Genomic DNA, 24,715 nt, shown 5'->3' with positions numbered 1-24,715 from the left:
CGAGCACACGCATCGCGTGAATTCTTGTCGGGCCGGAAAGCCGGAAGGCCGGTGCCGTGTGTCTTTCGCCCACGGCACCGGCCTCAGCCCGGTCGAGTCAGTCGAGCAGGTCCACCGCGTCGCCCGGCGGGGCGGCGTTGCCCGCAGTGATCGTCGTGTCCGGGCGGAACGACGGCTCCGGGGCCGCCGGATTCCCGGGGCCGGTGCCGGGGCGTATCCCCTCGTCGCGGGCGGGACCGTCGGCGGGCAGGACGAGGTCGGCATCGAAGCCGTCGTCCCGGGCGCGCGGGGCGGCGATCGCCGCGGCCGGGCCGAAGCCGCCCGGCCGGTCGACGGTCGTGGCCGGCGTGCTCGCCGGTGGGCCGGACGCGGACAGGCAGGCGTCGCTCATGCCTCACCGCCCCCCGCGGCCGACGACGGGGCCGCGACGTCCGCCGAGGACAGCGGGATCGGCGTGAACATCTCCGGCTCCTCGTCCGGCGTCAGCGCGGTCGGGCCGTACAGCCAGTCGACGAAGGAGTAGTCGTAGGTGTCGCGTGCGCGCAGCAGTACGTTGCGCTGCTCACGAGCCGTCCCGTCGAGGTGCCACAGCTCGCCCCATGCGCGGGAGGTGCTCAGCACGCGGCGGCAGTGCTCCGGGCGGACCGCCTCGTAGGCGGCGAGGGCGGTGCCCCAGTCGACGGTACCGTCGGCGGCCCGATTGCGGGCGACGTGCTCGCCCAGCACCCAGCCGTCCTCGATCGCCATGATCGCGCCTTGCGCGATGTACTGCAGCGGTGGGTGCGCGGAGTCGCCGAGCAGTGCGATCCGGCCGTGGACCCAGTTCATGAGCGGATCGCGGTCGAACATCCGCCACCATTTGTCCCGCCACATGAACGGCAGGCCGTCCCGGACGAAGTCGCAGGTCCCGGCGAAGGCGGCGTCGAGCTCGTCGGGTGTGCCCCAGTCCTCCTGCCCGGCCAGCGCCTTGGGCGACTCGAAGACGGCCACCTGGTTGAGCAGTTCGCCGCCGCGCAGGCCGTAGTGCACGAAGTGGCAGGCGGGGCCGACATGCACCACGACCTCGCTCAGGTCGAGGGACCGCACCTGCGGCAGTTCGCCGGGCACGGTGCCGCGGTAGGCGACGTACGCCGAGGAGACGGGCTCGTCGTCGACGAGCAGCTTGCGGGCGACGGAGTGCAGCCCGTCGCCCGCGATCACCACACCGGCCTCGTGGGTCCGGCCCGAGGCAAGGGTCACGCACGCGCCGCGTTCGGTGTTCTCGTACGCGGTCACCTGCGCGTCGGTGATCAGCTCGACACCGGCGCGTTCACACGCGCGCAGCAGCAGGCCGTGCAGGTCGCTGCGGTGGATGACCAGGTACGGGTAGCCGTACCGCTTCTCCAGGTCCCGCAGGTCGAGGCGGGTCAGCTCTTCGCCGTCCACGGCGTCGCGCATGACCATGGAGTCCGGCACGACGCCGAGGCCCTTGGCCTCCTGCAGGAGACCGTAGTCGTCGAGGATGCGGGTGCAGTTGGGCGCGAGCTGGATGCCGGCGCCGACCTCGCCGAAGGCAGGGGCGCGTTCCAGCAGGAGGACGCTCAGGTCCTGGCGGGTCAGCGCGAGGGCGGCGCCGAGGCCGCCGATGCCACCGCCGACGACGATCACATCAGGTTCGGGATGGGACATGACTCAACTCCTCAGAGCCACGGGCCGAGCTCGGGAGCGTCGGCGAGGGAGTGCGGGCGACCGGCCAGCCAGGCCGTGACCTCCGGCAGTGGTCCGTCGGGCAGGCCGGCAAGTCCGCGCCTGTCCCGGATCTCGTCGGCCAGTGCGGCCAGAAAGCCGTCCGGCAGGTCGGTGAAGGCGGTACCGGTGGCGAAGTCGACGGCGTGGACGCACACCTCGCGGGAGCGCATCCACGGCAGCTCGGTCGCCGGGACGGTACGTCCCTGGGCGGTGACGACCCGGTGCTGCCACTGCTCGTCGGTGAGCCGGTCGAGCCCGTCGGCGAGCCGGTGCGCGGATGCGGTCAGCCAGGACCGCAGCTGGCCGGCCGACAGGGCAGTGCCCTTGGCGATGCCTGCCGCGCGTTCCCCGGCGGAGGCGTACATCGGTGTCCGCTCGCCGGTGGCCGCCCAGTGGACGAGGTTGCACAGGGCGTCGGCGTTGGCGGCGACGTGTGCGGCGAGGTGCTTGCGGGTCCATCCGGGCAGCGCGCTGTCGGCCGAGAAGCCGGCCTCGTCCAGGTCTGCCACGGCAGCGAGCACCAGCTTCGTGCCGGTGCGGGCCCACGCTCGGGAGTCGGCGAGGGTCCGTGCGGTGTCCGTCATGCCCCGACCACCTTGTTGGTGCAGGCGCCCAGGCCGGAGATCTCGGTGACCACGGTGTTGCCGGGGAGGAGGAAGACCTTGGGGTCGCGGGCGTTGCCGACGCCGGCCGGGGTGCCGGTGGCGATGATGTCCCCCGGGTTCAGGGTGATGACCGTGGAGATGTACTGCACCAGGAACACCGGGTCGAACAGCAGCGTGCCGGTGTCGTCCTGCTGCATGACCTGCCCGTCGACGACCGTCCTCACCTTGAGGCAGGGACGGACACCGCCGACTTCGTCGGGGGTGACGACGTAGGGGCCGACCGGGGTGGTGGCCTCCCAGATCTTGCCCTGGGTCCACTCGATGGTGCGGAACTGCCAGTCGCGCACCGAGATGTCGTTCATGACGGTGAAGCCGGCGATGGCGGCGACGGCCTGCTGCTCGTCGGCGCGGCGTACCCGCTCGCCGATCACGACGGCCAGCTCGACCTCCCAGTCGAACGCATCGGTCTCGGCCGGCTTGACGATGTCGTCGCCCGCGCCCAGCAGGGTCTCGGCGAACTTCGGGAAGAGGGTCGGGTGGTTCGGAAGCTCCCGGCCCATCTCCTTGATGTGGTTCGTGTAGTTGTGGCCGACGCAGATGATCTTCGACGGGGCGGGCACGACGGGCGCGAAGTCGGCCCCCTCGACGGGGTGGGTGGGGCCGGCGGCAGCGGCAGCCCTGGCCTGCCAGTCGGCCTCGGCGAACAGCTCACCGAGGTCGGCGTACCCGAGGTCGACGAGGCGATCGCCGTCGAGACGGACCGCCCGGGTGCCGGCGGAGGTGCGGATGGTGGCGAGCTTCATGGTCAGGCGTCCTTCTGGGTGCGGTTGAGCCGGAGCGCCTCGAACACAGGCGCGTCGGAGAAACGGAAGAGGTCGAGGGCGCCCTCGTCGGAGTCGGTAGTGCTGGCCTCGGACCGGGCGGTGAACGGCTCCCAGGACGGGACGACGAACAGGTCTCCGCGGGTCACCGTCCAGGACCTGTCGCCGACGGTCACCACCCCGGACCCGTCGAAGACCTGGTACACCGAGGAACCGGTCTCGCGCACCGGCGCGGTCGCGGCGCCGCGGGCGATGCGATGGAACTCGGCGCGGAGCGTGGGCAGGACGTCGGTGCCGTCGTGCGGGTTGGAGTAGCGCACCGCGGCGTGGCCGGGCTCGACCGTGCCGCCGCAGCCCTCCTTCTCCAGCGAAAGCTGGTCGGCCAGGGCGGCGTTGGTGTACTCCCACTTGTACGACAGCAGCGGGCTGCCGGGCGTGGGCGGGGCGGCCGACAGCGGGCGCAGACCGGGGTGGCCCCAGAGGCGCTCGGAGCGCGACCGCTCAGGGGTGATCCGCTCGGCGGCGCTGATCTCGTCGCGGCCGAATTCGAAGAACTGCGCCTCGGTGGCGTACTGGAAGGGGATGTCCAGACCGTCGATCCAGGCCATCGGCTCGGAGGTGGCGTTGTGGTGGGCGTGCCAGTTCCAGCCCGCCTGCGGGAGGAAGTCGCCACGGTTCATGGGCACCGGATCGCCGCCCACGACCGTCCACACGCCCGAGCCCTCGACGACGAAGCGGAAGGCGTGCTGGGTGTGCCGGTGCTCGGGGGCGTCCTCACCCGGCATGAGGTACTGGATGGCCGCCCACAGCGTCGGGGTGGCGAAGGGGCTGCCGCCGAGGGAGGGGTTGGCCAGTGCGATGGCCCGGCGCTCGCCGCCGCGGCCCAACGGGACCAGGCCGCCGGCCCGGTCCGCCAGCTGCCGCAGCCGCTCCCAGCGCCACAGGTGCGGCACGGCACGCGTGCGCGGGTGGGCCGGCATCAGGTCGCCGATCTCGGTCCACAGCGGGACGAGCAGTTCCTGTTCGAAGCCCCGGTAGAGCTCTTCGAGTGCCGGAGTGACCTCGGGCTGCCCCTTCGCTGATACGGCCTGGAGCCGGACCGGGGAACCCGTGTCGGTGTCTTGGGTCATGGAGGTCTCAGTCACGGCATCAGCGTGCGTCCGCTTCCGATGGGAGAACATGAGGATTCTGGAGAGCAGAATCGGAGGGACACCATGGACAAGCCGCTCAAGACCCCGCCGCCCTACCCGATCGCCAGCGTGGATCACGCGCTGCGGGCGGCGGCCATGTTGCAGATGGAGGGCGGCGCGACCGTCTCGCAGATCGCCGAGCGTCTCGGTGTCGCCCGGTCCACGGCCCACCGGATCCTGGCGATGCTGGTCTACCGGGACTTCGCCATGCAGGACGAGGACCGTGTCTACCGCGCCGGACCGGTGCTTGAGCTCGCCGCGCACTCACAGTCCTCGGTCTCGCGGCTGCGCGCGAGGGGTGTCCCCCATCTGCACCGGGTCGTCGACCTGCTGGAGGAGACCTCGAACCTGGTCGTGCGCACCGGGGACACGGCCCGGTTCATCGCCAGCGTCGAATGCCGGCAGGCCCTGCGGGTCGGCTCCCGTGAGGGCATGGTGTTCCCGGCGCACCGCACCACGGCAGGTCTGCTCCTGCTCGCCGACCTCTCCGACGAGGAACTGGACGAGGTGTACGCCCCCGGGCGCTACCGCGACCGTCCGGCCGACCGCCCGGACCTCGCCCGCCTGCGCACGGAGCTGAAACGACTGCGGCGCAACGGGTTCGCCGTCAACCGGGAACGGTCCGAGCGGGGTCTGGTCGCCGTCGGAGTGCCGGTGCGCGGCCAGGACGGCACCGCGCTGGCCGGCCTGTCGGTGTCGCTGCCCAGCGTGCGCTACGACGCGCGCAGTCTCCGGCCCCTGGTCGCCACGCTGGATGCCGCGGCGCACGCGCTGGAGCAGGACCTGGCCGAGCAGGACTGATACCTGTCGGCAGAAGAACAGAAGCAGCGGCTCAACTGCTCGTCCGATCGACTTGAGTTCGGTGACTGCTGTGGGCACCGGACGGTTCTGGTGTCATGTCCGGCCCCTTGCGCGGGAATTCGTCATGGCCCGGGCTCCGGCGCCACGTAGATCACGAGCGTCTGTTCCGGCCGTCCAGCCACATGGAACGCCGTGTAGGCATACGTGACCACGTCGCCGTCCGGCGACCGGAGCCGCTTGTGCCCGCCCCTGCGTGGCTCGACCTCGAACTGCGGCCACCATGCCCGCACCTCGGGGCTGCCTTCGTGCAGTTCGTCGACCAGCCGCCCGAAGCGCGGATCCCCGGGACGGGCGCCGGCCAGGGTGCGTACCCGCGCGAGCAGCCCCCGTGCCTCGGGCTCCCAGTCGACCAGGACCTCCCGTGCGCGCGGCTCGAAGAACACCCAGCGCGCGAAGTTGGGCAGCCGCCCGTCCTCGGTGACGAGCCCCGGGAACACCTTTTCCGTGGCCGGGTTGCGGCTCAGCACGTCGTACGTGCCGTCGATCACGTACGCGGGATGTGGCTGCAACAGCAGCGGGACGGCGGCCACTCCCGGCTGAAGTGGCTCGGGCCCCGGTTCCCCGGCGGCCGGTGAGCGTCCGGCGAGCCGGAAGAGGTGGTCGCGCTCGTGCGCGTCGAGGCGCAGGGCGTCGGCGAGGGCGTCCAGGACCTGGTCCGAGGCGCGGATGTCCCGGCCCTGCTCCAGATACGTGTACCAAGTGGCGCTCATCCCGGCGAGCAGGGCCAGCTCCTCGCGGCGCAGCCCCGGGGTGCGGCGCCGGCCTGTCGACGGCAGGCCCGCCTCGCGCGGGGTGATGCGCTCACGGCGGCTGCGCAGGAAGGCCGCGAGCTCGCGACGCCGCTCCTGAGGGTCGGGCGGGGCGCTCTCCGCCATGGCACTACCACCTTTGATTCCAGAATAAGCCGACTCTGGATACCAGATTAACGCCGGCTCACACTGGCTCTTGCCGTCGACAGGAACGGCAGGGATACATCAGCGGCAGTGTGGAAGGAGCCGTCATGTCAGGTGTCACCGGCAAGGTCGTGGCCGTCACCGGGGCGAGCAGCGGGATCGGCGAGGCGACCGCCCTGCTGCTGGCCAAGCGCGGTGCCCGGTTGGTTCTGGGTGCACGTCGCACCGAGCGGTTGGCGGAGCTGACCGCGCGGATCGAGAGGGCGGGTGGTGAGGCCGTTCATCTCTGTACGGACGTGACCCGGATCGACGATCTCCATGCGCTGGTCGCCCTGGCGGGCGAGCGTTTCGGGCGGCTCGACGTTCTGGTCGGCAACGCCGGGGTGGGCACCATCTCGCCGCTGGACGACCTGCGCACCGACGAGTGGAACCACATGGTCGACGTCAACGTGAAGGGCGTGTTGAACGGCATCGGCGCGGCCCTCCCCGTGTTCCGCGCTCAGGGCGGCGGCCACTTCGTCACAACGGCGTCCACGGCCGCGTACCGCGTCGTGCCGGCGATGGCCGTCTACGCCGGCACGAAGGCCGCGGTGCGGGCCATTTGCGAAGGTCTGCGGCAGGAGGCGGGGCCGGCCTTCGGGTCACCACCGTCTCGCCCGGTCTGATCGCCACCGATTTCGCCGAGGCGTCCAGCAACGACCGGGTCCGCGGCGACATCACACGCATGCGGGACGAGGTCGCGATCGCCCCCGTGGCGGTGGCGCGGGCCATCGCCTACGCGATCGGGCAGCCCGCCGACGTGGACGTGAACGAGATCGTGATCCGGCCCACTGCGCAGAGCTGATCGGCGGAGGTGGTCGGCGGCGGCAAACGGTTCATGGGCGACCTCGTGGAGCGGATGTCCTGAACCCTCGAAGTCCGGGGTCCGCGGCGCCACCGCCGTCGCTGCGCACGGTTGGGCCGCAGGACGCCGAACGGCTGCCGCACGACTGCTGCTCGACGGGGCCTCAGTCGTCGGCGATCTGCAGGGCCAGCACGAAGTGTTCACCGTTCGTCCCTGCGAGCAGGCTGTCGAACAGCGGGGTGAGCCCGTTCACGGCGCCGCAGCCGACGTCGTGGTTGGTCCACCAGTCGGCCTCCGGTCCGAGCAGGGAGACCACTTGGGCCGCCGCGTGCTCGGCGGTCTCCGCGGGCAGGTGCCGGTGGCTCGGCCAGACCAGGTCGACGGTCGCGACCCGGGCCAGGAACGGGGCGGCACCGTGCGTCTCCAGCGGCTCCAGAGCGGCGCAGATTTCCGGAGCGGACGGCGGGGTGTATCCGGTCAGGAAGCGCTGCCAGGGCTCGTCCGCCGCTACCGCGGCCAGGAGCCCGCGGATCCGGGCCGCCAGCTCCGGCAGGTCGGGGTCGGGCTCGGCGAACCGCCCGGCCCGCACGTACACCCTCATCGGCGTGGACAGCGCCGCCGTGCTCGCTTCCAGTCCGGCCAAGCCCTCCGAAGACGCCACAGTGGGATTCTGCCGTACGCCGTCGTGCGCTCCTCACTCCGCCCGCTCCCGAACCCGTTCACCGGTCGAGCCGTCGGACGGTGGCCGTGGCCCGCGCCGGCGGGCGGCGCGGGCCGTGCGGGTCAGAGAGTGGCCGCGTACGGGTCGCGGTCCGGCGGGACGAGCGGGACGGTTCCGGCCCGGCTGCCGATGTGTTCCGTCTCTCCGGAGACGATGGACCGGTCGATGGCGGTGAGCACGTCCAGGACGTGGTGGCCGAGGTCTCCGGTGGCGATGTGCGGCTCACCGGTGCGGATGGCCCGGGCCATGTCCAGTACCCCCAGTCCGCGGCCCGACCCGGTGCCGACGGTCTCGGCCGTCTCCCACTGTGGCTCGCCGTCCGCGGAGTGTCCCCGGGTGATCCGCACGTCCCCGGCGAACGTGTTGGGGTCGGGTACGACCAGGGTGCCCTCCGTCCCGGTGATCTCCACGACGCCGCTGCGGACCAGATGGGAGTCGAAACTGTAGACGCTCTGGCTGCTCGCCCCGCTCTCGAACGTGGCGAGTGCCGAGACATGGGTGGGGACGGCGACGGCGAACTCCGTACCGGCGCGGTCTCCCGTCCTGATGGTGCGGATCCCGCGCCCGGTGGAGCCCACGGCGGACACCCGGGTGACGGACCCGAGCAGGGAGACCAGCATCGTCAGGTAGTAGGGGCCCATGTCGAACAGCGGACCGGCCCCCTCGGCGAAGAGGAACTCCGGGTCGGGGTGCCAGGCGTCGGGGCCGGGGGTCTGCATGAAGGTCTGCGCCGACAGCACGGCGCCGATGTCCCCGCGGGCGATCACCCGGCGCGCCGTCTGCACACCCGGACCGAGGACGGTGTCGGGAGCGACTCCCACCCGCAGTCCGGCCGCCGCCGCCCGGTCGAGGAGAGTACGTGCTTCGAGCGGGTCGACGGCGAGGGGCTTCTCCGACCACACATGCCTGCCCGCTGCGACGGCCGCCGTGCTGACGTCGGCGTGAGCGGCGGGAACGGTCAGGTTGACGACCAGTTCCACGCCGTCGTGGGCGAGTACGTCCGTTGCGCTCCCCCACGCACCGACACCGTGCCGCCGGGCCTGGGCCTCGGCGCGGTCGAGTGCGACATCGCCGACGATCCGCACGTCCGTGTCGGGGAACCGGCCGAGCGTGGCGAGGTACTGCTCGCTGATGTTGCCGGCGCCGATGATGCCGACACCGACCGGACCGGTACGGGGGCTCATCAGACGATTCCCTTCTCGTTGAGGTACGCCACGGAGCCCGCCACGCCCTCGAACATGTCGCCGGCGTAGTGGTCGAACTCCACGACCGCCCACGCGGTGCCGGGAGCGGCGGCCAGGGCGGCGGCCACCGGTATCTCGCCCTGCCCCGCCGGCACCTGCCGGGTCAGCGCCACGTCGAACGGGGCGCCGGACGTGTGCGGGTCGTCGATGACGGCGCCGTCCTTGATGTGCAGCGCACGCACCCGGGGGCCGAGCCGGCGCAGCAGCCCGACCGCGTCCCTGCCGCCGGCCGAGGCCCAGTACACGTCCACCTCCAGCCCCACTTCGGCGTCCAGCCGGTCCACGAAGCGGTCGTAGGCGTTCACACCGTCGACGGTGGGGGTGAACTCCTGCGAGTGGTTGTGGTAGCCGACGCTCAGCCCGTGGCCGGCGGCGACGGCGGCCGCTTCGTTGAGGAGCGACGCGGTCCTGTCGATCTCCCGTGCCTCGGCCCATCGGGCGGCGGGCACCATCGGCTCGAACACCGTTTCCAGGCCCAGCACTTGGGCTGCGTCGAACGTCCGCCGCAGTGTGTCCGGGCTCTGGTCGGGGGATGCGATGGCGGCGTGCCCCGTGCGCGCGGTCAGCCCGTGCCGGGCGAGGGCGTCCGCGAGTTCCCGTGGGCGGTGGACGAAGTCGAACACTTCGACGTTGCGCAGCCCGATCTCCGCGAGGCGGGCCAGGGTGCCGTCCTCGTCGGCGTGGAGCGCGTCGCGCATGGAGTAGAGCTGGAGTGACAACCGGGATGTGGGCATTCGGTGTCCCTTCGGGTTCAACGGTGGGTTGCGGGCCGGACGGTGACCGGCCCGGCCGGTGGTGCACAGCTGGCGGATCCGCACATCACGGGACGGCAGGTCTGCCGGGGCGGTGGGGTCCGGCAGCGCGTGCGGTGTTCCGGGCCGGGGCTCCTCGGCTCCGGGCCGGGGCGTTTTCGCCGCCGGCCCGTTGGCGTCACGCGGTCGTGTCCGTCGCGGCGTCCACGGCCGTGACGTCGAACAGATGAACCTGTTCGGGGGGCGAGGGCGGGCACTGGAGTCCGACGTGGGCAAGTGCCGCGCCGGTGAGGACGACGCCCCGGGCATCGGTGCCGAACCACTCCGGCCCGGATTCCGGTGGCCCGCTCGTCTCCGCTCGCACCGGGCTGATCCGGTACCGGCGGGCCGGGTCGAGGCCGCGGAAGGTGAACCGGCCGGGCCGGACCACCTCCGAGCGTCCGGTCACCGCGAGGGAGAGCAGGGCGCGGCTCCGGTCGGGGGCGACCACGCCGGTCAGCTGCAGGCTGTCGTCCCACGGGTCCTCCCGTACGAGCCGCCCGGTGTGCAGCAGGCCGCGACGGGCGCGGTACAGCGCGAACCACTCCCGCAACTCATCGCGTTCCCGCTCGTCGGCCGCCCGCAGGTCCCACTCGACGCCCATGTGTCCGAAGAGGGCGGTCGCCGCCCGGAACGACAGGTCGTGGGTCCGGGCGGTGGTGTGGGAGCGGGGCGAGGCGATGTGGGTGCCGAGGAGTTCGAGCGGTACGAGCTGTGTGGTCCAGCGGTTGATCCGCTGGCGGTCCAGGGGGTCGCTGCAGTCCGACGGCCAGACCCGCTGGGTGCGTTCGAGCACGCCCAGGTCGATGCGCGATCCGCCGGACGAGCACGACTCGATCTCCAACGCCGGGAATCGGCGGCGCAGTTCGTCCATGAGCCGGTACGCGGCGAGGGTCTGGGCGTGTACGCCGGGCCGCCGGGATTCCCCGTGCCCGGCATCCACGAGGTCGCGGTTGTGATCCCACTTGACGGCCGCGATGTCGTACTCCGTGAGGATCGCGGTCATGCCGTCCAGGACGTGGGCGAAGGCTCCGGGGTGGGTGAGGTCGAGGACCTGCTGGTGGCGGGAGGGCAGTGGCAGCCGGCCTCCGGTGCCGAGCATCCACTCCGGGTGGGCGCGGGCCAGCTCGGAGTCGGTGCTGACCATCTCGGGTTCGAACCACAGGCCGAACTCCATACCGAGGGAACGGACATGATCGATCAGTGGGTGCAGTCCGTCGGGCCACACCTCGGGGTCGACGGTCCAGTCCCCGAGTCCGGCGCGGTCGGAGCGGCGCCCGCGGAACCAGCCGTCGTCCAGGACGTACCGCTCGACGCCCACGGACGCGGCGATGTCGGCCAGTTCGGTGAGTACGCCGAGATCGTGCGCGAAGTAGACGGCTTCCCACACGTTGAGTGTGACGGGCCGCGCGGAGCCGGGGTGTGCGGGCGATGCCCGCAGATGGCGGTGGAACAGAGCGGCCTGTGCGTCGAGCCCGTCCCCGTAGGCCCCGTACAGCCAGGGGCTGGTGTAGCTCCCGGCGGGCGGCAGGACGATCTCGCCCGGCAGCAGGAGTTCGCCTCCGCCCACGACCTGGTCGCCGGTGGCGAGGCGTTCCGCGTAGTGCCGCTGGTTGCCGCTGTGGCCGACGTGCACGCCCCAGACCTCGCCGGCGGCGAAGCCGAACCCGGGTGTGCCGACGGAGAGCACCAGGGGCGATTCGGCGCCGGTGCGGCCTCGCCGGTTCTCCCTGACCCAGGCGCCGACCCGCAGGGGTGCCCGCTGCGGAGTGCGTTCCATGGTCCAGCGGCCCGCGAGGTCGAGTATTTCCCGGGCGCGTGCGGGCAGGGGCAACGCGAGGCTCAGGTCGTCCAGTTGGAAGTCGTCGGTGCCGGTGTTGCCCAGGGTCGCGCGGGTGCGCAGCAGTCCTTCCTCGTCGAGTTCGAGTTCCACGAGGACGGAGAGTCCGGCGGCGGTGTCCGTGCCCCGGACGCGCAGGGAGCGTTCGGTCGTCTCGGGGGGTTCCGTGGTGAACAGGGGTGACCAGTCGGCGCCGGAGCGGCTGCCGCTGATGCCGGGTCGGCCCAGCCATGCCTCGCCGGCCTCGGGCAGGACCGCGAGTCGTACCGGCCGGTCGGGGCCGTTCGGGGCGACGCCGCGGACGGCCCCGCGTACGAGGGCGGTGAGGGTGGCGTCGTCGAGGTCACCGAGGGGGGCGCCCCAGTGGACGATCTCCGGGAGGCGGCCGTCGCCGAGGTCGACGACGACGCTCACCGTCCTGGCGCGCAGATGGACGATCGAGGCGGTCGGTTCGGAGCGCATGATGCCTTCCGTACGGTCTGTCCCGGTCTGCGATCGGCCGGGGTGCGGGGTCGCGTCGGGGGTCATACCCCGGGAAGGCGTCCGTCCCAGGGGACGAAGGCCGCGAGATCGACGGATTTCCGGATGCCGTCGGGCCGGGTCACCGTCACGAGGGTTCCGTCGACGCGCACGGCGGGCGGTTCGGGCGGGGCTGCCGTGGCGGTACGGGTGAGGGTGTGCAGGCTCACCAGCACGGTGTCGCCGGCGCGGGCGGAGGCGAAGAGGGCCGGGACGGCGGCGCAGCGGCCCAGTGCGTCGGCGTCCCGGTAGCCGAACGCGCGGGCGTCGTCGTAGCCGTGGAGACCGGTGACGCGTGCGGTGAGGCCCCCGGTGGTCGTCACGGTCGCCGACGGGGCCTCCGGATCGAGTTGCGCGGTCGGTGGTACGTCGTCGGCGACGGCCCAGCCGCCCTCGCGGACCGTCCGTCCGCCGGGCGAGCGCACGAGGTGGGCGCGTACCTCGTGTTCGCCGTCCGGCAGCGAGACGGAGACGACCGCGCAGCCGGGCAGTTGCCGTCCGTCGATCTGAGGCAGGTGCACCGACCCCGCGATCGTGCCGTCGACCCGCATCGCCCTGATCGCCCCGCGGCGGCTGGCCCGGCCGTCGGCATCGACGAGGGCGAGGTGGGAGTCGATGTTCTCCTGCCAGGCGGCGCCGGTGCCGGGGGCGGTGTGGGAGGAGAACGCCAGCTTGGCGTAGTGCGGGTCGTCGGGGTCCGGGCGGGTCGGTTCGACGGGGATCTCGCAGTGGTCGCTGCCGTGGTTGGTGAGCCGGACGATGCCGTCCCGCTGTGTGGTGAGCAGCCAGCCGAGCGAGGGCATCGCATGGGTGCCGCGGTCGGTCTCGGTGGGCTGTGGCTCCTCCGCGGCCGTCCACACCGGGGCGTCCGGGGCGAGGGCGAGACCGAGGAAGCCGATCCCGGCCAGGTAGGCCGACCCGAAGCCGCTGTAGCTCTGCGCGATCGGCTCGTAGGGCCGGTACCAGCCCAGGTCGAGGGGGCGGTCGATGCCGACGCCGTGGGCGACGAACCGGGCGAGGACCCCGGAGGCGAGGCGCCGCGTGGCGCCCGGCCGGAGCGGGTTGACGCCGGAGATCTCCGCGCACCACAGGGCGGCGAGCGCGGCGGTGCGGTAGCTGAGCGACCGTCCCATGTGCAACATCGACCCGTCGGGGGCGACGGTCCGCGCCCAGGAGGTGACGAACGCGCCGAGGCGTTCGAGGTGGCGGTCGCCCTCGGGGGTGGTGACCCGGTCCGTCATCCGGTACCAGGCCCACAGGTAGGGGTGGATGGCCCAGGCGTTGTAGTAGTCGATGGCGTGCTCGGGGCCGTCGGTGTACCAGCCCTGCTCCAGGTACCAGGACTCGACGCGGCGCACATTGCGTTCGCCCGTGCAGCCGGAGGTGTCCTCCCCCACCGAACGCAGGAACGCCTCGGCCATCGCGGGGAAGAGCTGCCAGTTGTTGTGCCACACCTCCAGGCGGGCGTGGTGCCTGAGCCAGTCGGCGACGCGGTGGCGCTCGGGCGCGGTGAACCGGTCCCAGAGGCGGTCGCGGCTGACGTACAGGCTGAACGCGATGTTTGCGGCCTCGACGATGGAGTTGGTGACGCCGGTGACGGGTGCGCGGCAGGTGACGCCGCGCGGCCACGCTTCGGGGCCTTCCGGCTCGGTGCCGGCGAGCAGGGCGCGGGCGTAGCGCTCGGCGAGCGGTTCAGCGGTCCTCTCGTCGGTGCCGGTGAGCAGGGGTGCGGCGAGGAGGAAGGAGCGGCCGACGGTCTCCATGCTCTCGCGGCGTTCACCGTCCGGGGTGACCCGGCCGGGCAGCCGCGGCAGGGCTCCGCCGGGGCTGTCGTGGCGTCGGACGTGGTCGAGCCAGCACAGGCCGGTGGTCTCCCAGTGGGTGCGGGTCCAGCCGGTGAGCGGCGAGCGGGCGTGGTCGTGGGGCGGCAGGGCGAAGGGGGGCGGGGGCGGTGCCCCGGTCATGTGGCGGTGCTCCGGCGCGGGCGGGCCGGTCCGTCCTGCCCGGAAATGTTGCCGGTCGTGGTGTCGATGCTCCAACGGTCGCTCCATTCCAGGTGTGCTCGGCCGCCGCCGATGTGCAGCGGCAGCCAGACGGGGGGCGAGTCGGCCAGCCGGTCCGGCAGCCACCGGTCGCCGAGGTAGACGTGGCTGGTGCGTTCGGTGCCGTGCACCGTCGCGATCGCGCTGATCTGCGAGTCGTGGGTCGCCGAGCCCTCGGGGGCGAACAGCCGCCAGGGCTCCCAGGGGCCGGTGAGCGCGGGGGCGGTCGTGTACCGGTTGTCGTTGGTGGTCCAGCCCGTGAGGTCGGAGCCGAACAGGTAGTAGGTGCCGTCCACGCGTACCAGGGCGGGTGATTCGTAGCCGTGCCGGCCGTGGTCCGCGAGGGTCGTCGACACGAGGGAGTCCACGGCGAGGTAGTCGTCGGTGAGCCGGTAGATGTGCAGCCCGTGGTCCCGGTCCTCGGACAGCAGGTAGCCGACGCCTTCCTCGGTGTGTACACCGATGTCGCGGCTGAGCCGGCCGAGCGGCCGCACACTGCCCCGGTACTCGTACGGTCCGGCGGGACGGTCGCCGACGGCGAAGCCGACCCGGGCGTCGGTGTAGTCCGCGGAGTCGATGTGCACAAGCATCACGTACCGGCCGGTGGCCGCGTGGTGCAGTACCTTCGGCCGCTCGACCACCCGGTCGGGGGCGAGGTCGCCCGGGCCGGCCGTCAGGGAGTCTCCCTCGTACCGCCAGGTGGCCAGGTCGGGCGACGAGTAGCAGGCGATCGCGGAGAAGGTGCCGCCGCGGCGCTTGTCCTCGCCCCAGGCCCAGAAGCGGTCGCCCAGGCGCAGTATTCCGATGCCGTGGAGCTGTGCGGTCCGGCCGTGCTGGTCGTGGAAGAGCCGTCCGGGTTCGATCGCACCGGTTGCCGTGTGGTTCATGCCGCCTCTGCTCGTTCGATGCGCAGTACGTGACCGGCGCGGGTGGACGGTTCCCGCTGGACGAGGAGGGTGCGGTACACCCGGTCGCCCCACACCCGTCGGAGTCTGTCGTCGTCCAGGTCGATCGCCTCGGTGCGGACCTCGAAGTTCTGGGTGTCGGCCCGCAGCAGGGCGGCTTCGACCCGGAGCCCGCGCGGGTGCGGGACGGGCGGATGCGCCGTCATGAGGACGAGGGTCATCGTGCGGGGCGCCTCGAAGGTCCAGTCGTCGCGGAGCAGTACGGCGCCCTGCCCGCGGTCGAGCTCGACGGACCGCTCGCAGCGCACCAGTGCGCTCTGCGGCGGGTAGGCGGGGGCGAGGTCCATCCGCAGCCGGGCCACGGTGCCGTCGTCCCCGAAGGTGACGCCCCTCGCCCGGAACTCCTTGCCGTGCCGTTGCTCGACGCCGTCCGGCAGCGGCACGTTGTGCCAGGGGCTGCGCATCGTCCAGATCGTGTAGCGGGTGTCGGGCTGGAAGGTCTCGCGCCGGTAGACGCCCACGCCGACGTCGATGAGTACCGGCTCGCCGTCGAGGGAGACGATGACGCCGCCGGCGTCGTTGTGGTTGTGGCTCACGTCGTTGTGGCCGCCCTTCGCGGCGGCGAACAGACCGGTGGCGGACGCCCCGTGTTCCCGGACGACGGCGATCTCGGTGCCCGGCAGATACCGCGAGGCCGGCATGCCCGGTGCCGCCTCTCCCGCCGACGCCCAGTCCGGGGACCGGAGTTCGGCGAGGGTCCTTCGGAACAGGGGCGCGAGCTGGCCGTCGAACCGCAGAGGGTGGCGGCGTCCCATCCACCGCGCGTGGCGCACGGCGTCCTGGTCACCGACACGGGCCGCGAACCGGGCCAGCAGGTGCCAGTTGGCGTTCTCCGGCAGCGCGGGCGAGCCGTCGGAGTAGTTGACCTGTGTGTCGGGGCCGATCTGCATGTCCACCGGGAACGACGCCATCGCCGCGACCGGGGGCACGGTGAAGCCTTCGAAGGCGCCGTCGGTGATCTCCTCCAGCAGGTCCAGGGCCTCGAAGAGGGTCGCGCCGGCCCACCACCAGTACGTGGCGCCCTCGTCGCAGCTCCCGTCCTCGTCGTAGCCGGCGCGGAACCGGTCGAGGATCACCAGCGCACGCTCGACGGTCCGCTCCAGCCGGTCGCGGTCAGGCTCGGTCACCGCCGCGCACACCAGGACGTTCGACACGATCCAGGGGGCCCAGTTGTTCGGCGGCGCGTCGACGCCGTGCCAGAAGTACGTCTCGCTCTCCCAGGGGCCGAGTACACGCCGCCGGATCTCGTGGTGGACGCGGCCGCGGATACCGGGAAAGAGACCCTCCAGACGTGCCCCCGCGAAGGCGTCCACCGAGGCGAGCAGCGCGCCGGTGTAGGCGTCGGCGAGGTCGAGAACGTCACGGCCCGGCTCCGGGAGGAAAGGGCGGTGCCCCGTACCGGGGAGCGCGTAGTGGGAGGGCAGGCACCAGGCGGACAGTTCGCACAGGCGCCAGACGGCGTCGCCGAGCGCGACGGCGTCCTCGTCCCTGTCGTCCGCCGCAAGCAGCAGCGCCGTGGAGGCGAGGTGTCCCAGAAGGGCGTGCTCGGTCCTTTCGTGGGGGCGGCGGTCGCCGTCCCGGCTGTAGGCCGCCCAGGCGCTGAGACTCGGCACGTCCCGTGCCGCCCTGTCGCGCCAGTCGGCCGCGGCGCGGGCCAGCGCCGCGCGGTCGCGCTCGCCGAGGTGTGCCCAGGCGCGGCGGTCGTCCACCGGCGGTGCCGGGGACCACGCCCGGACGCGCAGCGCGGCCCGTGCGTCCGGGGTGAGCCGGGAGCGGAAGGAGGGTGCGGAGGTCATGTGCGGCTTCCCTGCTTGTCGAGCTGTCGCGTGTACTCCCTGCGGACGGTGTTCCCGACGGCGGATTTCCAGGAGGAGATCGCGGACCGTACCGCGTTCAGGTCCGCGCGCCCGAGGATGTAGCTGTTGACGGTGTCGTTGAGGGTGCTCGTCGCCGAGCCCGAGCGCGACGCGGCCGGCGAGTAGAGCCCCTGGACGGGGTTCTCGACCAGCATGTCCTGGGTGGCGACCTGCCAGGCGTGGGAGCGCCGGAGCTGTTCGTCGATCCGGATGGGGTTGGTCAGCACCTGGGGGCCCTCGGTGACGCGGAAGAGGCCGCTGGGTTCGACCGTCGTCCGGCCCGCCCTGGTGAGTTCCACGTCGTCGCCGTCGCGGGTGAAGTGGACGCCTTCCTTGCCGTTGCGGATCTTGAAGTACTCCTGGGAACCGTAGGGCGCGGCAAGGTAGTCGAGGATGCCGAGCTGTTCCTCGATCTTCTTCCGGCCCGCCTTCCTGAAGGCGGTGAAGCCGAAACTCGACGTGCCCTGGTAATTGGCGCCCTTGCCGCCGTCCGAGCCGAACGGGACGACGGCGCCCAGCACCACGCCCCTGGGCAGGGTCGTGTCCAGCAGCGAGGAGATGCCGTCCATGTGCATCAGGACGGTCCCGTTGGCGAGGTAGGTCTTGGCCTGCGAGTTCTCCAGGCTGGGGGTGTCCGGGTGGTAGTAGCCGGCCGCGCGGAGCTTCTTGATGTAGCTGATGGTCCGGATCCACTCGTCCGTCTCGTACTTGTTGACGAGCCTTCCCCCGTCGAGCTTCCAGCCGTTCGGTACGCCGAACACGGCGCCGATGATGTCGAAGCCCCACTCGACGCCGTTGGCGCCGCCCTGCCCGCAGATCGCGTACCGGTTGGCCTTGGCGTCGGTGACCTCCTTGCACAGCGCGGTGAAGTCGGCCTCGTTCTTCGGTGCGGGTTCCTGCCCGGTGAGTTCCTCGATGATGTCCGGGCGGCAGACGAGGATGCTGCCGAACGGCGGGCGCGGTTCGGGTACTCCGTAGATGCGGCCGTTGATGCGGGCGCTCGCCCACGAAGCCTCGGGGAGGTTGGCCAGGTTGGGGTATTTCCTGACCTTGTCGCCCGACAGGTGCTCGGACAGATCCTGGAACTTCGCCTGCAGCAGCTGCGGGTATCCCTGCGGCGGCGCGAAGGTGAGGAACTGCACCAGGTCGGGGAGGTCGCCGCCGGCCGTCATCGTCGCGAACTTGGACGCGTAGGAGTCCCCCGGCACGAGCTGGATGTCGAAGGTGGTGTTCACCTGCTCGCCCATGTACGACAGGTAGCTGTTGGCCGCGGGCGGCGGGGAGTAGTAGGTGACGACGAACGCCGAGGTCTTCCCGCCGGAACCCGGTTTCCCCGTCACCGACCGGAAGAGCGCACTCTCGGCGGGTGAGCGGTAGTACACCGGCTGCACGGTGCCGTTGCCCTTGAGGTCGGGGACGGGCCCCTTGGTGATGGGGACGTAGGCGGGCAGCTTCGCGATGTCGGTGGACACCGCGGCGTCCGCGCCGGAGCCCGAGCAGCCGGCGAGCGCCTGCCCCGTGCCGAGGGCGGCGATCCCGAGGGCCGCGCCTCTGAGCAGATGGCGCCGGCTCGGTCCGGGCGGGGTGGAACGGTTCATCGTGCGTCTCCTTCGACGTGTACCGGTGATGTGCGCGCCCGGGCGGTGCTGTCTCAGCCCTTCACGGCGCCGGTGAGGACGCCCTTGGTGAGATGGCGTTGCACAAGGGGGTAGGCCAGCAGAATCGGGACGATCGCGATCAGCACCACGGCCATCTGCACGGACTGCGCGGGCGGGGCCGTCTGGTCACCGCCGGAGTCGACGAGGGCCGAGCCCTGGAGAACGTAGGTGCGCAGCACCAGTTGCAGGGGCCACTTCGTGCTGTCGTTCAGATAGATCAGAGCGTTGAAGAAGGCGTTCCAGTAGCTCACCGCGTAGAACAGGCCGACCACGGCGACCACCGCGCGGGACAGCGGCAGGCTGATGTTCCACAGGATGCGGAACTCCCCCGCGCCGTCGATCTTCGCGCTGTCGACGAGTTCCTGCGGGATGCCCATCATGAAGCCGCGGACGACGATCATGTTGAACACGCTGAAGGCGGTGGGCAGTACGAGTGCCCAGTAGCTGTCCAGCAGGCCGAGTTCCTTCACCGCCAGATACAGCGGGATCATCCCGGGGGTGAAGAGGAACGTGACGAGGACGAAGGTCAGCAGCGGTCGCTGGAAGAGCGCGCCGCGGCGGCTCAGCGCGTACGCCGCGAGCACGGTCGTCGTCAGGCTGATCGCCGTGCCGACCAGGGTGACCAGCGTCGACACCACGACGGCCCGGGTGACGACGCCGCCCTCGAAGACCTGGGTGTACGCGTCGAGCGTGAAGGAGTCGGGCCAGAGCACGAATCCGCCGGCTTCGGTGATGGACTCGCTGTCGGACACACTGGTCGAGAAGACGATCAGAAAGGGGAAGAGGACCACGGCCAACGCCAGCACGACCGCGAGTGCTTTCAGCGCGAGTGCGACGGGCTTCGGCTTGCCCTGCCAGGCGGGGCGGACGATGGTGCTCATGACCGTGAATACACTCCTTGCTCGCCGAGGCGGTGCGCGGCCTTGTTCGCCGCGAGTACGAGGAGGAATCCGACGGCTCCCTTGATCAGGCCGACCGCGATTCCCACGCTCCAGTTGCCGTCGATCACGCCGTGGAAGTACACGTAGGTGTCGAGTACTTCCGCCGTGTCGGCGCCCACGGCGTTGCGCTGGAGCAGGATCTGCTCGAATCCGACGTTGAGTGCCTCGCCGAGCCGCAGGATCAGCAGGAGGACGATGATCGGCCGGATCCCGGGGAGTGTGATGTGCCAGAAGCGCCGCCATGTTCCGGCGCCGTCGATGGCCGCCGCCTCGTACAGCGAGTCGTCGATCGCCGCGAGCGCGGCGAGGAAGATGATCGCGCCCCAGCCCGCGTCCTTCCAGACGACCTGCGCGGTGAGCAGGAGCTTGAAGGTGGAGGGGTCGGACATCACGTCGATCGTCGTCAGGTCGAGCTGCCGCAGTGTCTGGTTGAGTACGCCGCCCGAGCCGAGGGACTGCTGGAAGAAGCCGACGACGATGACCCATGACAGGAAGTGCGGCAGGTACAGCACCGACTGCACCGCTGCCCGCAGCCACGGCCGGGTGAGCGAGTGGATCAGCAGGGCGAGGGCGATGGGCACCGGGAAGTACAGCACGATCTGCAGGAACGTGATCTGCAGGGTGTTCCCCGTCGCCCGCCAGAACGCCGGGTCCTCGAAGAGCACCTGGAAGTTGTGGAGGCCGACCCAGGGGCTGTCGCCGACGGACATGTACGGCTGGTAGTCCATGAACGCGATGACGTTGCCCAGCAACGGCAGGTACATGAACGACAGCAGCAGCAGGACCGCGGGCATCACCATGAACAGCAGCGGGCTGTCACGACGCAGCCGAGCGACGAACGACGTCTTCCGTGTCGTCTTCACTTTCCCGGACGGTCTGCTCCCCGCGGCTGAAGCAGATGCTTCGAGCGTCGTGCCCATGTGGCTCCTTCGCCTCTGACAGACGTGGCTCCACGCACTGTTGCGGTGGGCGGAGTCGGGATGGGCCGGCTGTCCCGTACAGCGCCGGCCGGTGCTCGTCGCGAGCGGTCTGGTCATCCTGAGTTGGCCCTACGATGACGGTCAAGTGTGAGCGATCATCCGAACATCAATCAAACATTGGGGCGACGATGCACCTGCACCCACGCCACGACCGCATCCTGGCGGAGCTGCGCATACACGGCAGTCTGCTGGTGACCGACTTCGCGGCGCGCGAGAACATCTCCGCCATGACGGTCCGTCGTGACCTGACCGAACTCGCCGATCGCGGACTGCTGCGGCGCGTGCACGGCGGCGCGGTGACGGTGGAGACCGACCCCACCGGGGGGATGGTCTCCCGGCCGGTCCCGCGGACGGTCGCCGACGACGGCCGCGCCCTGTACACGCTCGGCCTGATCGTTCCCGACCCCGGCTACTACTACCCGAACATCGTCGGCGGCGTGGTGGAGCGGACGACCGCGCTGGGCGGACGCGTGGTGCTGCGGGTGTCCGGTTACGACGCGGACCACGAACGGCAGCAGATCGAGAGCCTGATCGCCGGCGGGGTCGACGGTCTGCTCGTCACCACGACCGTCGCGGACGCCTACCGGACGTTCGAACGACTGGAGGCGGCGCCGATGCCGGTCATCGCGGTGGAGCGGGCCGTGGCCGAGGCGCCCGTCGGCTACACCCTGGAGTCCGTGCGCAGCGACCACGACGCCGGTGCCGCGACGGCCGTCCGTCATCTGGCGGGCCTCGGCCACCGGCGTATCGGCGTCGCCACCTTCGACACCCCGACGACCGGTCAGCTCTTCAGCGGTCACCGGCGGACCGTGCGGCATCTGGGGCTGGCCGACGACGCGCCGGTGGAGATCATCGACGCCGCCTCCGGCATCGCCGGGCAGACCGGCGCCTTCCTGGACCGCTGCCGTGCCACCGGCACCACGGCGGTGCTGGTGCACTCCGACCACTACGCGCTCGACTTCGTCGCCACGGCCATGGACCTGGGTGTCCAGATCCCCGGCGACCTCTCCGTCGTGGCCTACGACGACGAGGTCGCGAAGCTCGCGGCGGTGCCGTTGACGGCGGTGGCACCGCCGAAACACGATGTCGGCCGGTTCGCCGCGACCGCCTGTTTCGAACGGATCTCGGCGGCGGGGCAGCGGCCCTTCGCGCAACGGCACATCACCCTCGCCCCGACGCTGACCGTGCGGGATTCGTCCGCGCCGCCGCGCTGAACTCCGCTCGCCGGCATGTTCGTTTGATGAGCGATCGCTCTGCGGATCTTGACATCGAACATGGCCAGGGGCTGGCATGGACAGCGCTGCTCACCGTCCGCCGGAGGTCTCTCTTCGACGGGCCCCGCGAACGAGGTGACGAGGGCCGTGCCCGGCCGTTCTCGGCTGCCGATCGAGCCGTCGTCCGGGTCCCGGCGTTTCATGAGCGCCGTGAGCGGCCGGAACAGACCACTCCCGAAGGGTAGGACCCCCATGACATCGGCACCGAAGCCCGCGCCCGTATCCGGTTCGCGCCGCGCCGTCCCCGTGGCGTTCGCCATGCCCGAGGCGACCTTCCGGCGGGTCTTCGGCCCGGCCGACCTCTCGGCACTGCACGAGTCCGGCACGGTACGGCTCCTCGCGGACCGTCCGCTGGACCCGGACGTGCCCGAGGACCGCGAACTGCTGCGCGGTGTCGAGGTGTTGCTCACCGGCTGGGGCACCACCCCGCTCGACGCCCGGCGGCTCGACCTGCTGCCCGGTCTGCGTGCGGTGGTGCACTCGGCGGGCACGGTACGCCCGGTCGTCGACGACGAGGTGTGGGCGCGGGGCGTCGCGGTCACGTCGAGCACCGCGGCCAACGCCGTCCCGGTCGCCGAGTACACGGTGGCGATGATCGTGCTCGCCGCGAAGCGGACGTTCACCGCGGCGGAGTCGCTGCGCCGCGACGACGGGCCGGTGGACCTGGAGAAGGACTGGCCCGAGGTCGGCCTGCACGGCATCACGGTCGGGCTGATCGGGGCCTCCCGGGTCGGCCGAGCGGTCATCGAGCGGCTGCGGGACTACGACGTACGCATCGTGGTGGCAGACCCGTACCTGGACGACGGCGAAGCCGCCGAACTCGGTGTGCGGCGTGTGGAGTTGGCCGAACTCTTCGCGGGCAGTGACATCGTCTCGCTGCACGCGCCGCTACTGCCCGCCACCCGCGGCCTGATCGACCGTACGCTGATCGAACGCCTGCGGCCGGGAGCCACCTTCATCAACACCGCACGCGGCGCGATCGTCGACCAGGAGGCGCTCGCCGACCGTCTCGAACGGGGGGACATCGCCGCGGTCCTGGACGTCACCGAGCCCGAGCACCTTCCCGCCGGCGCACGGCTGCGCACGACGCCCAACACGTTCATCACGCCACACATCGCGGGCTCGATGGGCAACGAGCTGCGGCGGCTGGCCGCGAACGCGATCCGCGAGACGCTCGCGTTCACGGCCACCGGTATGCTCCTCGACCCGATCCGGCCGGAGGAGTTCGCGGTCCAGGCCTGAGCCGCACGCCCGGACGGGGCGGCTCGCCACGCGCAACGGCCTCCGGCGCGTCGTCCGGAGGCCGTTCGGCGTTCCCGGGTCAGTGGACCGTGACGTCCCCGACCACCAGCCAGCCGCCCTCGGTGGCCTCCTTCGCGGCGAGTTCGATGCCCGGGGCGTTGCCGCGCGTGGTATCGACGATCGCCGCGCCCCAGCGGTAGCGGCCCTTGGCCACCCCGGCCAGGCGTGCCCGGAACGTGTGGCTCGCCACGGCTCCCTTGCGCCATGCGGACGGATCCGAACCGCCGTCGACGAAGACGTGTGCGGCGGTGCCGTCCGATCTCAGCAGGGCCAGGGCGGGCCGGTACTTGTTCTTCCACTGGGGCAGGTCGTTGGGCAGGTTGGCCCAGCCGAGGTTGGTCCAGTCGTGGCGCAGCTCGGCGGTGGCGCCGGCGACGACGTGCGCCGGTGCCTTCACCGTCGTCGGGTACAGGCGGTAGCCGGCTTCGGCGACGGCCTTCTTCACCAGGTCGAAGCTGCCGGTGAACCAGGACAGGGTCTCGCCGATCCGGAAGTCCATCGCGTTGACGCGGGCCTCCGCGGAATCGTCGAACTCGCCCCTCCGGACGTCGGCGACGGTCTCGTACCCCCGCGGGTCGACGGTGTAGTTGTGCTGTGTCGTCACCCAGCCGCCCTCCATCAGGATCGGCCGCCGATGGCGCCACTTCTCGGCGTAGGCGCGTTCCCAGTCCCCGTAGTAGGTGGTCATGCCGAACGCGTCGTGCCGCAGCATGAATCCCCGGTCCACGGCGATGTCCAGCAGCCGCTCGCTGTCCGCGTCCGGTACGCCCCAGTCCTTCTCGGCGCCGATGAGCCGGTGGTAGTTGATGGCGAGCGGGACGCGGGTGAACGCGTCCGCGTACAGGTCCACGATCCAGCGCAGCGCCGACTCGCGGTTGGCGTGGTCGACGTACCTCATGGTGTGGCCTTCGCCCCACTTGCCCAGGCCGTAGCCGTCGATGAAGTCGACGGTTGCGGGATCGTCGAACCGCTTCGCGAACGCCTTCACGAAAGCGGCGTACTTCGCCTGGAACACCGGGTCGTCCGGGTACGGGGACCACACGGTCCTGCTGCCCGTCTGTGTCTCGTAGCCGGCCGCGCCGGCGCCCCGTACGAAGTCCGGTGTGAAACCGTACGGCTTGTCCCGGCTGTCCACGACGACCCGGAACGCCAGCCGCAGCCCACGCTTCCGGGCGGTGGCGATCGCGGCCTTCAGGTCCTCGTCGGTGTCCCAGCCGTATACGCCCTCCGACGGCTCCAGCCGCGACCAGGCGATCCGCAGGTAGAACGTCGAGGCGTAGTCCGACGCGCGGACGGTGCCTTCGACACCGGGGACGTCGATGGTGTCGCGTGCCGTCCAGTAGTCGTCGGGGAACGAGGTGTCCCCGTAGAGCACCCAGCCGTTGAGCGGATTGCGCAGCACCGTCGAGTGGTCGGCGGTGAACGTCTTCGTCGACACCGCCCGCGCGCGCCTGGCTCCGGCCGGTCCGTGCGGGTTCGCGGCCGCGGCCCCGGGAAGCGCGACGGCCGACGTTCCCACCGCCAGTCCCAGCCCGAGTGCGGTTCTGCGGCTGATCTTTCTCATGGGGGCAGCCATGGATCCTCTCCTCTGGAGAAACACGCGTTCGCGCTGTCACACGGAAGACTGCTCGGAACCGATG

20 protein-coding genes and 1 pseudogene are annotated in these 24,715 nt (G+C 71.4%); 4 read left to right on the top strand and 17 right to left on the bottom strand.

The features are described from left to right. Positions 1 to 97: 97 nt before the first annotated feature. Genes AADR41_RS01320 through AADR41_RS01300 form a run of 5 tightly spaced genes read right to left on the bottom strand, consistent with a single transcriptional unit; the run spans position 98 to position 4,284 of the window. The gene (locus AADR41_RS01320; protein ID WP_342279495.1) at positions 98 to 391 is read right to left on the bottom strand and encodes a hypothetical protein; all 294 of its coding nucleotides are present in this window, start codon (positions 389 to 391) and stop codon (positions 98 to 100) included. Next, positions 388 to 1,647 carry an FAD-dependent monooxygenase gene (locus tag AADR41_RS01315; protein ID WP_342279535.1) on the bottom strand — a complete coding sequence of 420 codons (1,260 nt, stop codon included), beginning with the start codon at positions 1,645 to 1,647 and terminating at the stop codon, positions 388 to 390. The genes AADR41_RS01320 and AADR41_RS01315 overlap by 4 nt, the downstream gene beginning before the upstream one ends. A gap of 32 nt (positions 1,648 to 1,679) precedes the next feature. Further along, on the bottom strand, positions 1,680 to 2,312 hold the full coding sequence (locus tag AADR41_RS01310) for a maleylpyruvate isomerase family mycothiol-dependent enzyme (RefSeq protein WP_342279494.1): 633 nt from the start codon (positions 2,310 to 2,312) through the stop codon (positions 1,680 to 1,682). After that, the gene (locus AADR41_RS01305; protein WP_342279493.1) at positions 2,309 to 3,136 is read right to left on the bottom strand and encodes a fumarylacetoacetate hydrolase family protein; all 828 of its coding nucleotides are present in this window, start codon (positions 3,134 to 3,136) and stop codon (positions 2,309 to 2,311) included. The genes AADR41_RS01310 and AADR41_RS01305 overlap by 4 nt, the downstream gene beginning before the upstream one ends. Before the next feature lie 2 nt (positions 3,137 to 3,138). Beyond that, the gene (locus tag AADR41_RS01300; protein ID WP_446750966.1) at positions 3,139 to 4,284 is read right to left on the bottom strand and encodes a cupin domain-containing protein; all 1,146 of its coding nucleotides are present in this window, start codon (positions 4,282 to 4,284) and stop codon (positions 3,139 to 3,141) included. 84 nt (positions 4,285 to 4,368) lie between these two features. On the opposite strand from AADR41_RS01300, the gene AADR41_RS01295 reads away from it, so the two are divergent. Continuing rightward, positions 4,369 to 5,145 carry an IclR family transcriptional regulator gene (locus tag AADR41_RS01295; RefSeq protein ID WP_342279491.1) on the top strand — a complete coding sequence of 259 codons (777 nt, stop codon included), beginning with the start codon at positions 4,369 to 4,371 and terminating at the stop codon, positions 5,143 to 5,145. 122 nt (positions 5,146 to 5,267) lie between these two features. Here AADR41_RS01295 and AADR41_RS01290 read toward each other — a convergent pair whose 3' ends face one another. Then, positions 5,268 to 6,080 (bottom strand): helix-turn-helix transcriptional regulator, encoded by an 813-nt coding sequence (locus AADR41_RS01290; RefSeq protein WP_342279490.1) that lies wholly within the window; start codon positions 6,078 to 6,080, stop codon positions 5,268 to 5,270. A 125-nt stretch (positions 6,081 to 6,205) separates the two neighbouring features. On the opposite strand from AADR41_RS01290, the pseudogene AADR41_RS01285 reads away from it, so the two are divergent. Beyond that, positions 6,206 to 6,942 (top strand): annotated as a pseudogene (locus AADR41_RS01285) (SDR family oxidoreductase). 163 nt (positions 6,943 to 7,105) lie between these two features. On the opposite strand, the gene AADR41_RS01280 reads toward AADR41_RS01285, so the two are convergent. The 10 genes from AADR41_RS01280 to AADR41_RS01235 form a co-directional block, all read right to left on the bottom strand. Then, a complete protein-coding gene (locus tag AADR41_RS01280) occupies positions 7,106 to 7,603 on the bottom strand; it encodes a hypothetical protein (RefSeq protein ID WP_342279489.1) in 498 nt (165 codons plus the stop codon). 122 nt (positions 7,604 to 7,725) lie between these two features. Further along, complete coding sequence (locus AADR41_RS01275) at positions 7,726 to 8,847, bottom strand: Gfo/Idh/MocA family protein (RefSeq protein WP_342279488.1); 1,122 nt, start codon at positions 8,845 to 8,847, stop codon at positions 7,726 to 7,728. After that, entirely contained in the window at positions 8,847 to 9,641 is a 795-nt protein-coding gene (locus AADR41_RS01270; protein ID WP_342279487.1) for a sugar phosphate isomerase/epimerase family protein, read from the bottom strand. Before AADR41_RS01270 ends, AADR41_RS01275 begins: the two co-directional genes overlap by 1 nt. Positions 9,642 to 9,837: 196 nt before the next feature. Further along, positions 9,838 to 12,000: an alpha-galactosidase gene (locus AADR41_RS01265; protein WP_342279486.1), complete on the bottom strand. Its 2,163-nt coding sequence runs from the start codon at positions 11,998 to 12,000 to the stop codon at positions 9,838 to 9,840. 62 nt (positions 12,001 to 12,062) lie between these two features. Then, positions 12,063 to 14,021, bottom strand: coding sequence for a DUF2264 domain-containing protein (locus tag AADR41_RS01260; RefSeq protein WP_342279485.1), 1,959 nt, complete (start codon positions 14,019 to 14,021; stop codon positions 12,063 to 12,065). Beyond that, the gene (locus AADR41_RS01255; RefSeq protein ID WP_342279484.1) at positions 14,018 to 14,986 is read right to left on the bottom strand and encodes a family 43 glycosylhydrolase; all 969 of its coding nucleotides are present in this window, start codon (positions 14,984 to 14,986) and stop codon (positions 14,018 to 14,020) included. Before AADR41_RS01255 ends, AADR41_RS01260 begins: the two co-directional genes overlap by 4 nt. After that, positions 14,983 to 16,860 (bottom strand): heparinase II/III family protein, encoded by a 1,878-nt coding sequence (locus AADR41_RS01250; RefSeq protein WP_342279483.1) that lies wholly within the window; start codon positions 16,858 to 16,860, stop codon positions 14,983 to 14,985. The genes AADR41_RS01255 and AADR41_RS01250 overlap by 4 nt, the downstream gene beginning before the upstream one ends. Then, positions 16,857 to 18,518 (bottom strand): extracellular solute-binding protein, encoded by a 1,662-nt coding sequence (locus AADR41_RS01245; protein ID WP_342279482.1) that lies wholly within the window; start codon positions 18,516 to 18,518, stop codon positions 16,857 to 16,859. The genes AADR41_RS01250 and AADR41_RS01245 overlap by 4 nt, the downstream gene beginning before the upstream one ends. A 53-nt stretch (positions 18,519 to 18,571) precedes the next feature. After that, positions 18,572 to 19,459 (bottom strand): carbohydrate ABC transporter permease, encoded by an 888-nt coding sequence (locus tag AADR41_RS01240; RefSeq protein ID WP_342279481.1) that lies wholly within the window; start codon positions 19,457 to 19,459, stop codon positions 18,572 to 18,574. Further along, positions 19,456 to 20,382: an ABC transporter permease gene (locus tag AADR41_RS01235; RefSeq protein ID WP_342279480.1), complete on the bottom strand. Its 927-nt coding sequence runs from the start codon at positions 20,380 to 20,382 to the stop codon at positions 19,456 to 19,458. The genes AADR41_RS01240 and AADR41_RS01235 overlap by 4 nt, the downstream gene beginning before the upstream one ends. Positions 20,383 to 20,627: 245 nt before the next feature. Here AADR41_RS01235 and AADR41_RS01230 point away from each other — a divergent pair, with 245 nt between their 5' ends. Both AADR41_RS01230 and AADR41_RS01225 read left to right on the top strand, forming a co-directional pair. Continuing rightward, positions 20,628 to 21,713, top strand: a complete 1,086-nt coding sequence (locus AADR41_RS01230) for a substrate-binding domain-containing protein (RefSeq protein WP_342279479.1) — start codon at positions 20,628 to 20,630, stop codon at positions 21,711 to 21,713. A 252-nt stretch (positions 21,714 to 21,965) separates the two neighbouring features. Continuing rightward, the gene (locus AADR41_RS01225) at positions 21,966 to 23,015 is read left to right on the top strand and encodes a hydroxyacid dehydrogenase (protein ID WP_342279478.1); all 1,050 of its coding nucleotides are present in this window, start codon (positions 21,966 to 21,968) and stop codon (positions 23,013 to 23,015) included. Between the two features lie 79 nt (positions 23,016 to 23,094). Here AADR41_RS01225 and AADR41_RS01220 read toward each other — a convergent pair whose 3' ends face one another. Further along, on the bottom strand, positions 23,095 to 24,651 hold the full coding sequence (locus tag AADR41_RS01220; protein ID WP_342279477.1) for a DUF4832 domain-containing protein: 1,557 nt from the start codon (positions 24,649 to 24,651) through the stop codon (positions 23,095 to 23,097). Positions 24,652 to 24,715 lie beyond the last annotated feature (64 nt).

Source organism: Streptomyces sp. CLV115 (genome assembly GCF_038448545.1).
In the GTDB taxonomy this organism is placed as follows: domain Bacteria; phylum Actinomycetota; class Actinomycetes; order Streptomycetales; family Streptomycetaceae; genus Streptomyces; species Streptomyces sanglieri.
This window is presented reverse-complemented; position numbering and strand designations above follow the sequence as displayed.

Bases quoted from the DNA above. Each gene is read 5' to 3' on its own strand.
- AADR41_RS01245 (WP_342279482.1), bottom strand. From the start codon at position 18,518: ATGAACCGTTCCACCCCGCCCGGACCGAGCCGGCGCCATCTGCTCAGA.
- AADR41_RS01275 (WP_342279488.1), bottom strand. From the start codon at position 8,847: ATGAGCCCCCGTACCGGTCCGGTCGGTGTCGGCATCATCGGCGCCGGC.
- AADR41_RS01270 (WP_342279487.1), bottom strand. From the start codon at position 9,641: ATGCCCACATCCCGGTTGTCACTCCAGCTCTACTCCATGCGCGACGCG.
- AADR41_RS01230 (WP_342279479.1), top strand. From the start codon at position 20,628: ATGCACCTGCACCCACGCCACGACCGCATCCTGGCGGAGCTGCGCATA.
- AADR41_RS01260 (WP_342279485.1), bottom strand. From the start codon at position 14,021: ATGACCGGGGCACCGCCCCCGCCCCCCTTCGCCCTGCCGCCCCACGAC.
- AADR41_RS01225 (WP_342279478.1), top strand. From the start codon at position 21,966: ATGACATCGGCACCGAAGCCCGCGCCCGTATCCGGTTCGCGCCGCGCC.
- AADR41_RS01320 (WP_342279495.1), bottom strand. From the start codon at position 391: ATGAGCGACGCCTGCCTGTCCGCGTCCGGCCCACCGGCGAGCACGCCG.
- AADR41_RS01300 (WP_446750966.1), bottom strand. From the start codon at position 4,284: ATGACCCAAGACACCGACACGGGTTCCCCGGTCCGGCTCCAGGCCGTA.
- AADR41_RS01250 (WP_342279483.1), bottom strand. From the start codon at position 16,860: ATGACCTCCGCACCCTCCTTCCGCTCCCGGCTCACCCCGGACGCACGG.
- AADR41_RS01265 (WP_342279486.1), bottom strand. From the start codon at position 12,000: ATGCGCTCCGAACCGACCGCCTCGATCGTCCATCTGCGCGCCAGGACG.
- AADR41_RS01295 (WP_342279491.1), top strand. From the start codon at position 4,369: ATGGACAAGCCGCTCAAGACCCCGCCGCCCTACCCGATCGCCAGCGTG.
- AADR41_RS01220 (WP_342279477.1), bottom strand. From the start codon at position 24,651: ATGGCTGCCCCCATGAGAAAGATCAGCCGCAGAACCGCACTCGGGCTG.
- AADR41_RS01310 (WP_342279494.1), bottom strand. From the start codon at position 2,312: ATGACGGACACCGCACGGACCCTCGCCGACTCCCGAGCGTGGGCCCGC.
- AADR41_RS01305 (WP_342279493.1), bottom strand. From the start codon at position 3,136: ATGAAGCTCGCCACCATCCGCACCTCCGCCGGCACCCGGGCGGTCCGT.
- AADR41_RS01240 (WP_342279481.1), bottom strand. From the start codon at position 19,459: ATGAGCACCATCGTCCGCCCCGCCTGGCAGGGCAAGCCGAAGCCCGTC.
- AADR41_RS01255 (WP_342279484.1), bottom strand. From the start codon at position 14,986: ATGAACCACACGGCAACCGGTGCGATCGAACCCGGACGGCTCTTCCAC.
- AADR41_RS01290 (WP_342279490.1), bottom strand. From the start codon at position 6,080: ATGGCGGAGAGCGCCCCGCCCGACCCTCAGGAGCGGCGTCGCGAGCTC.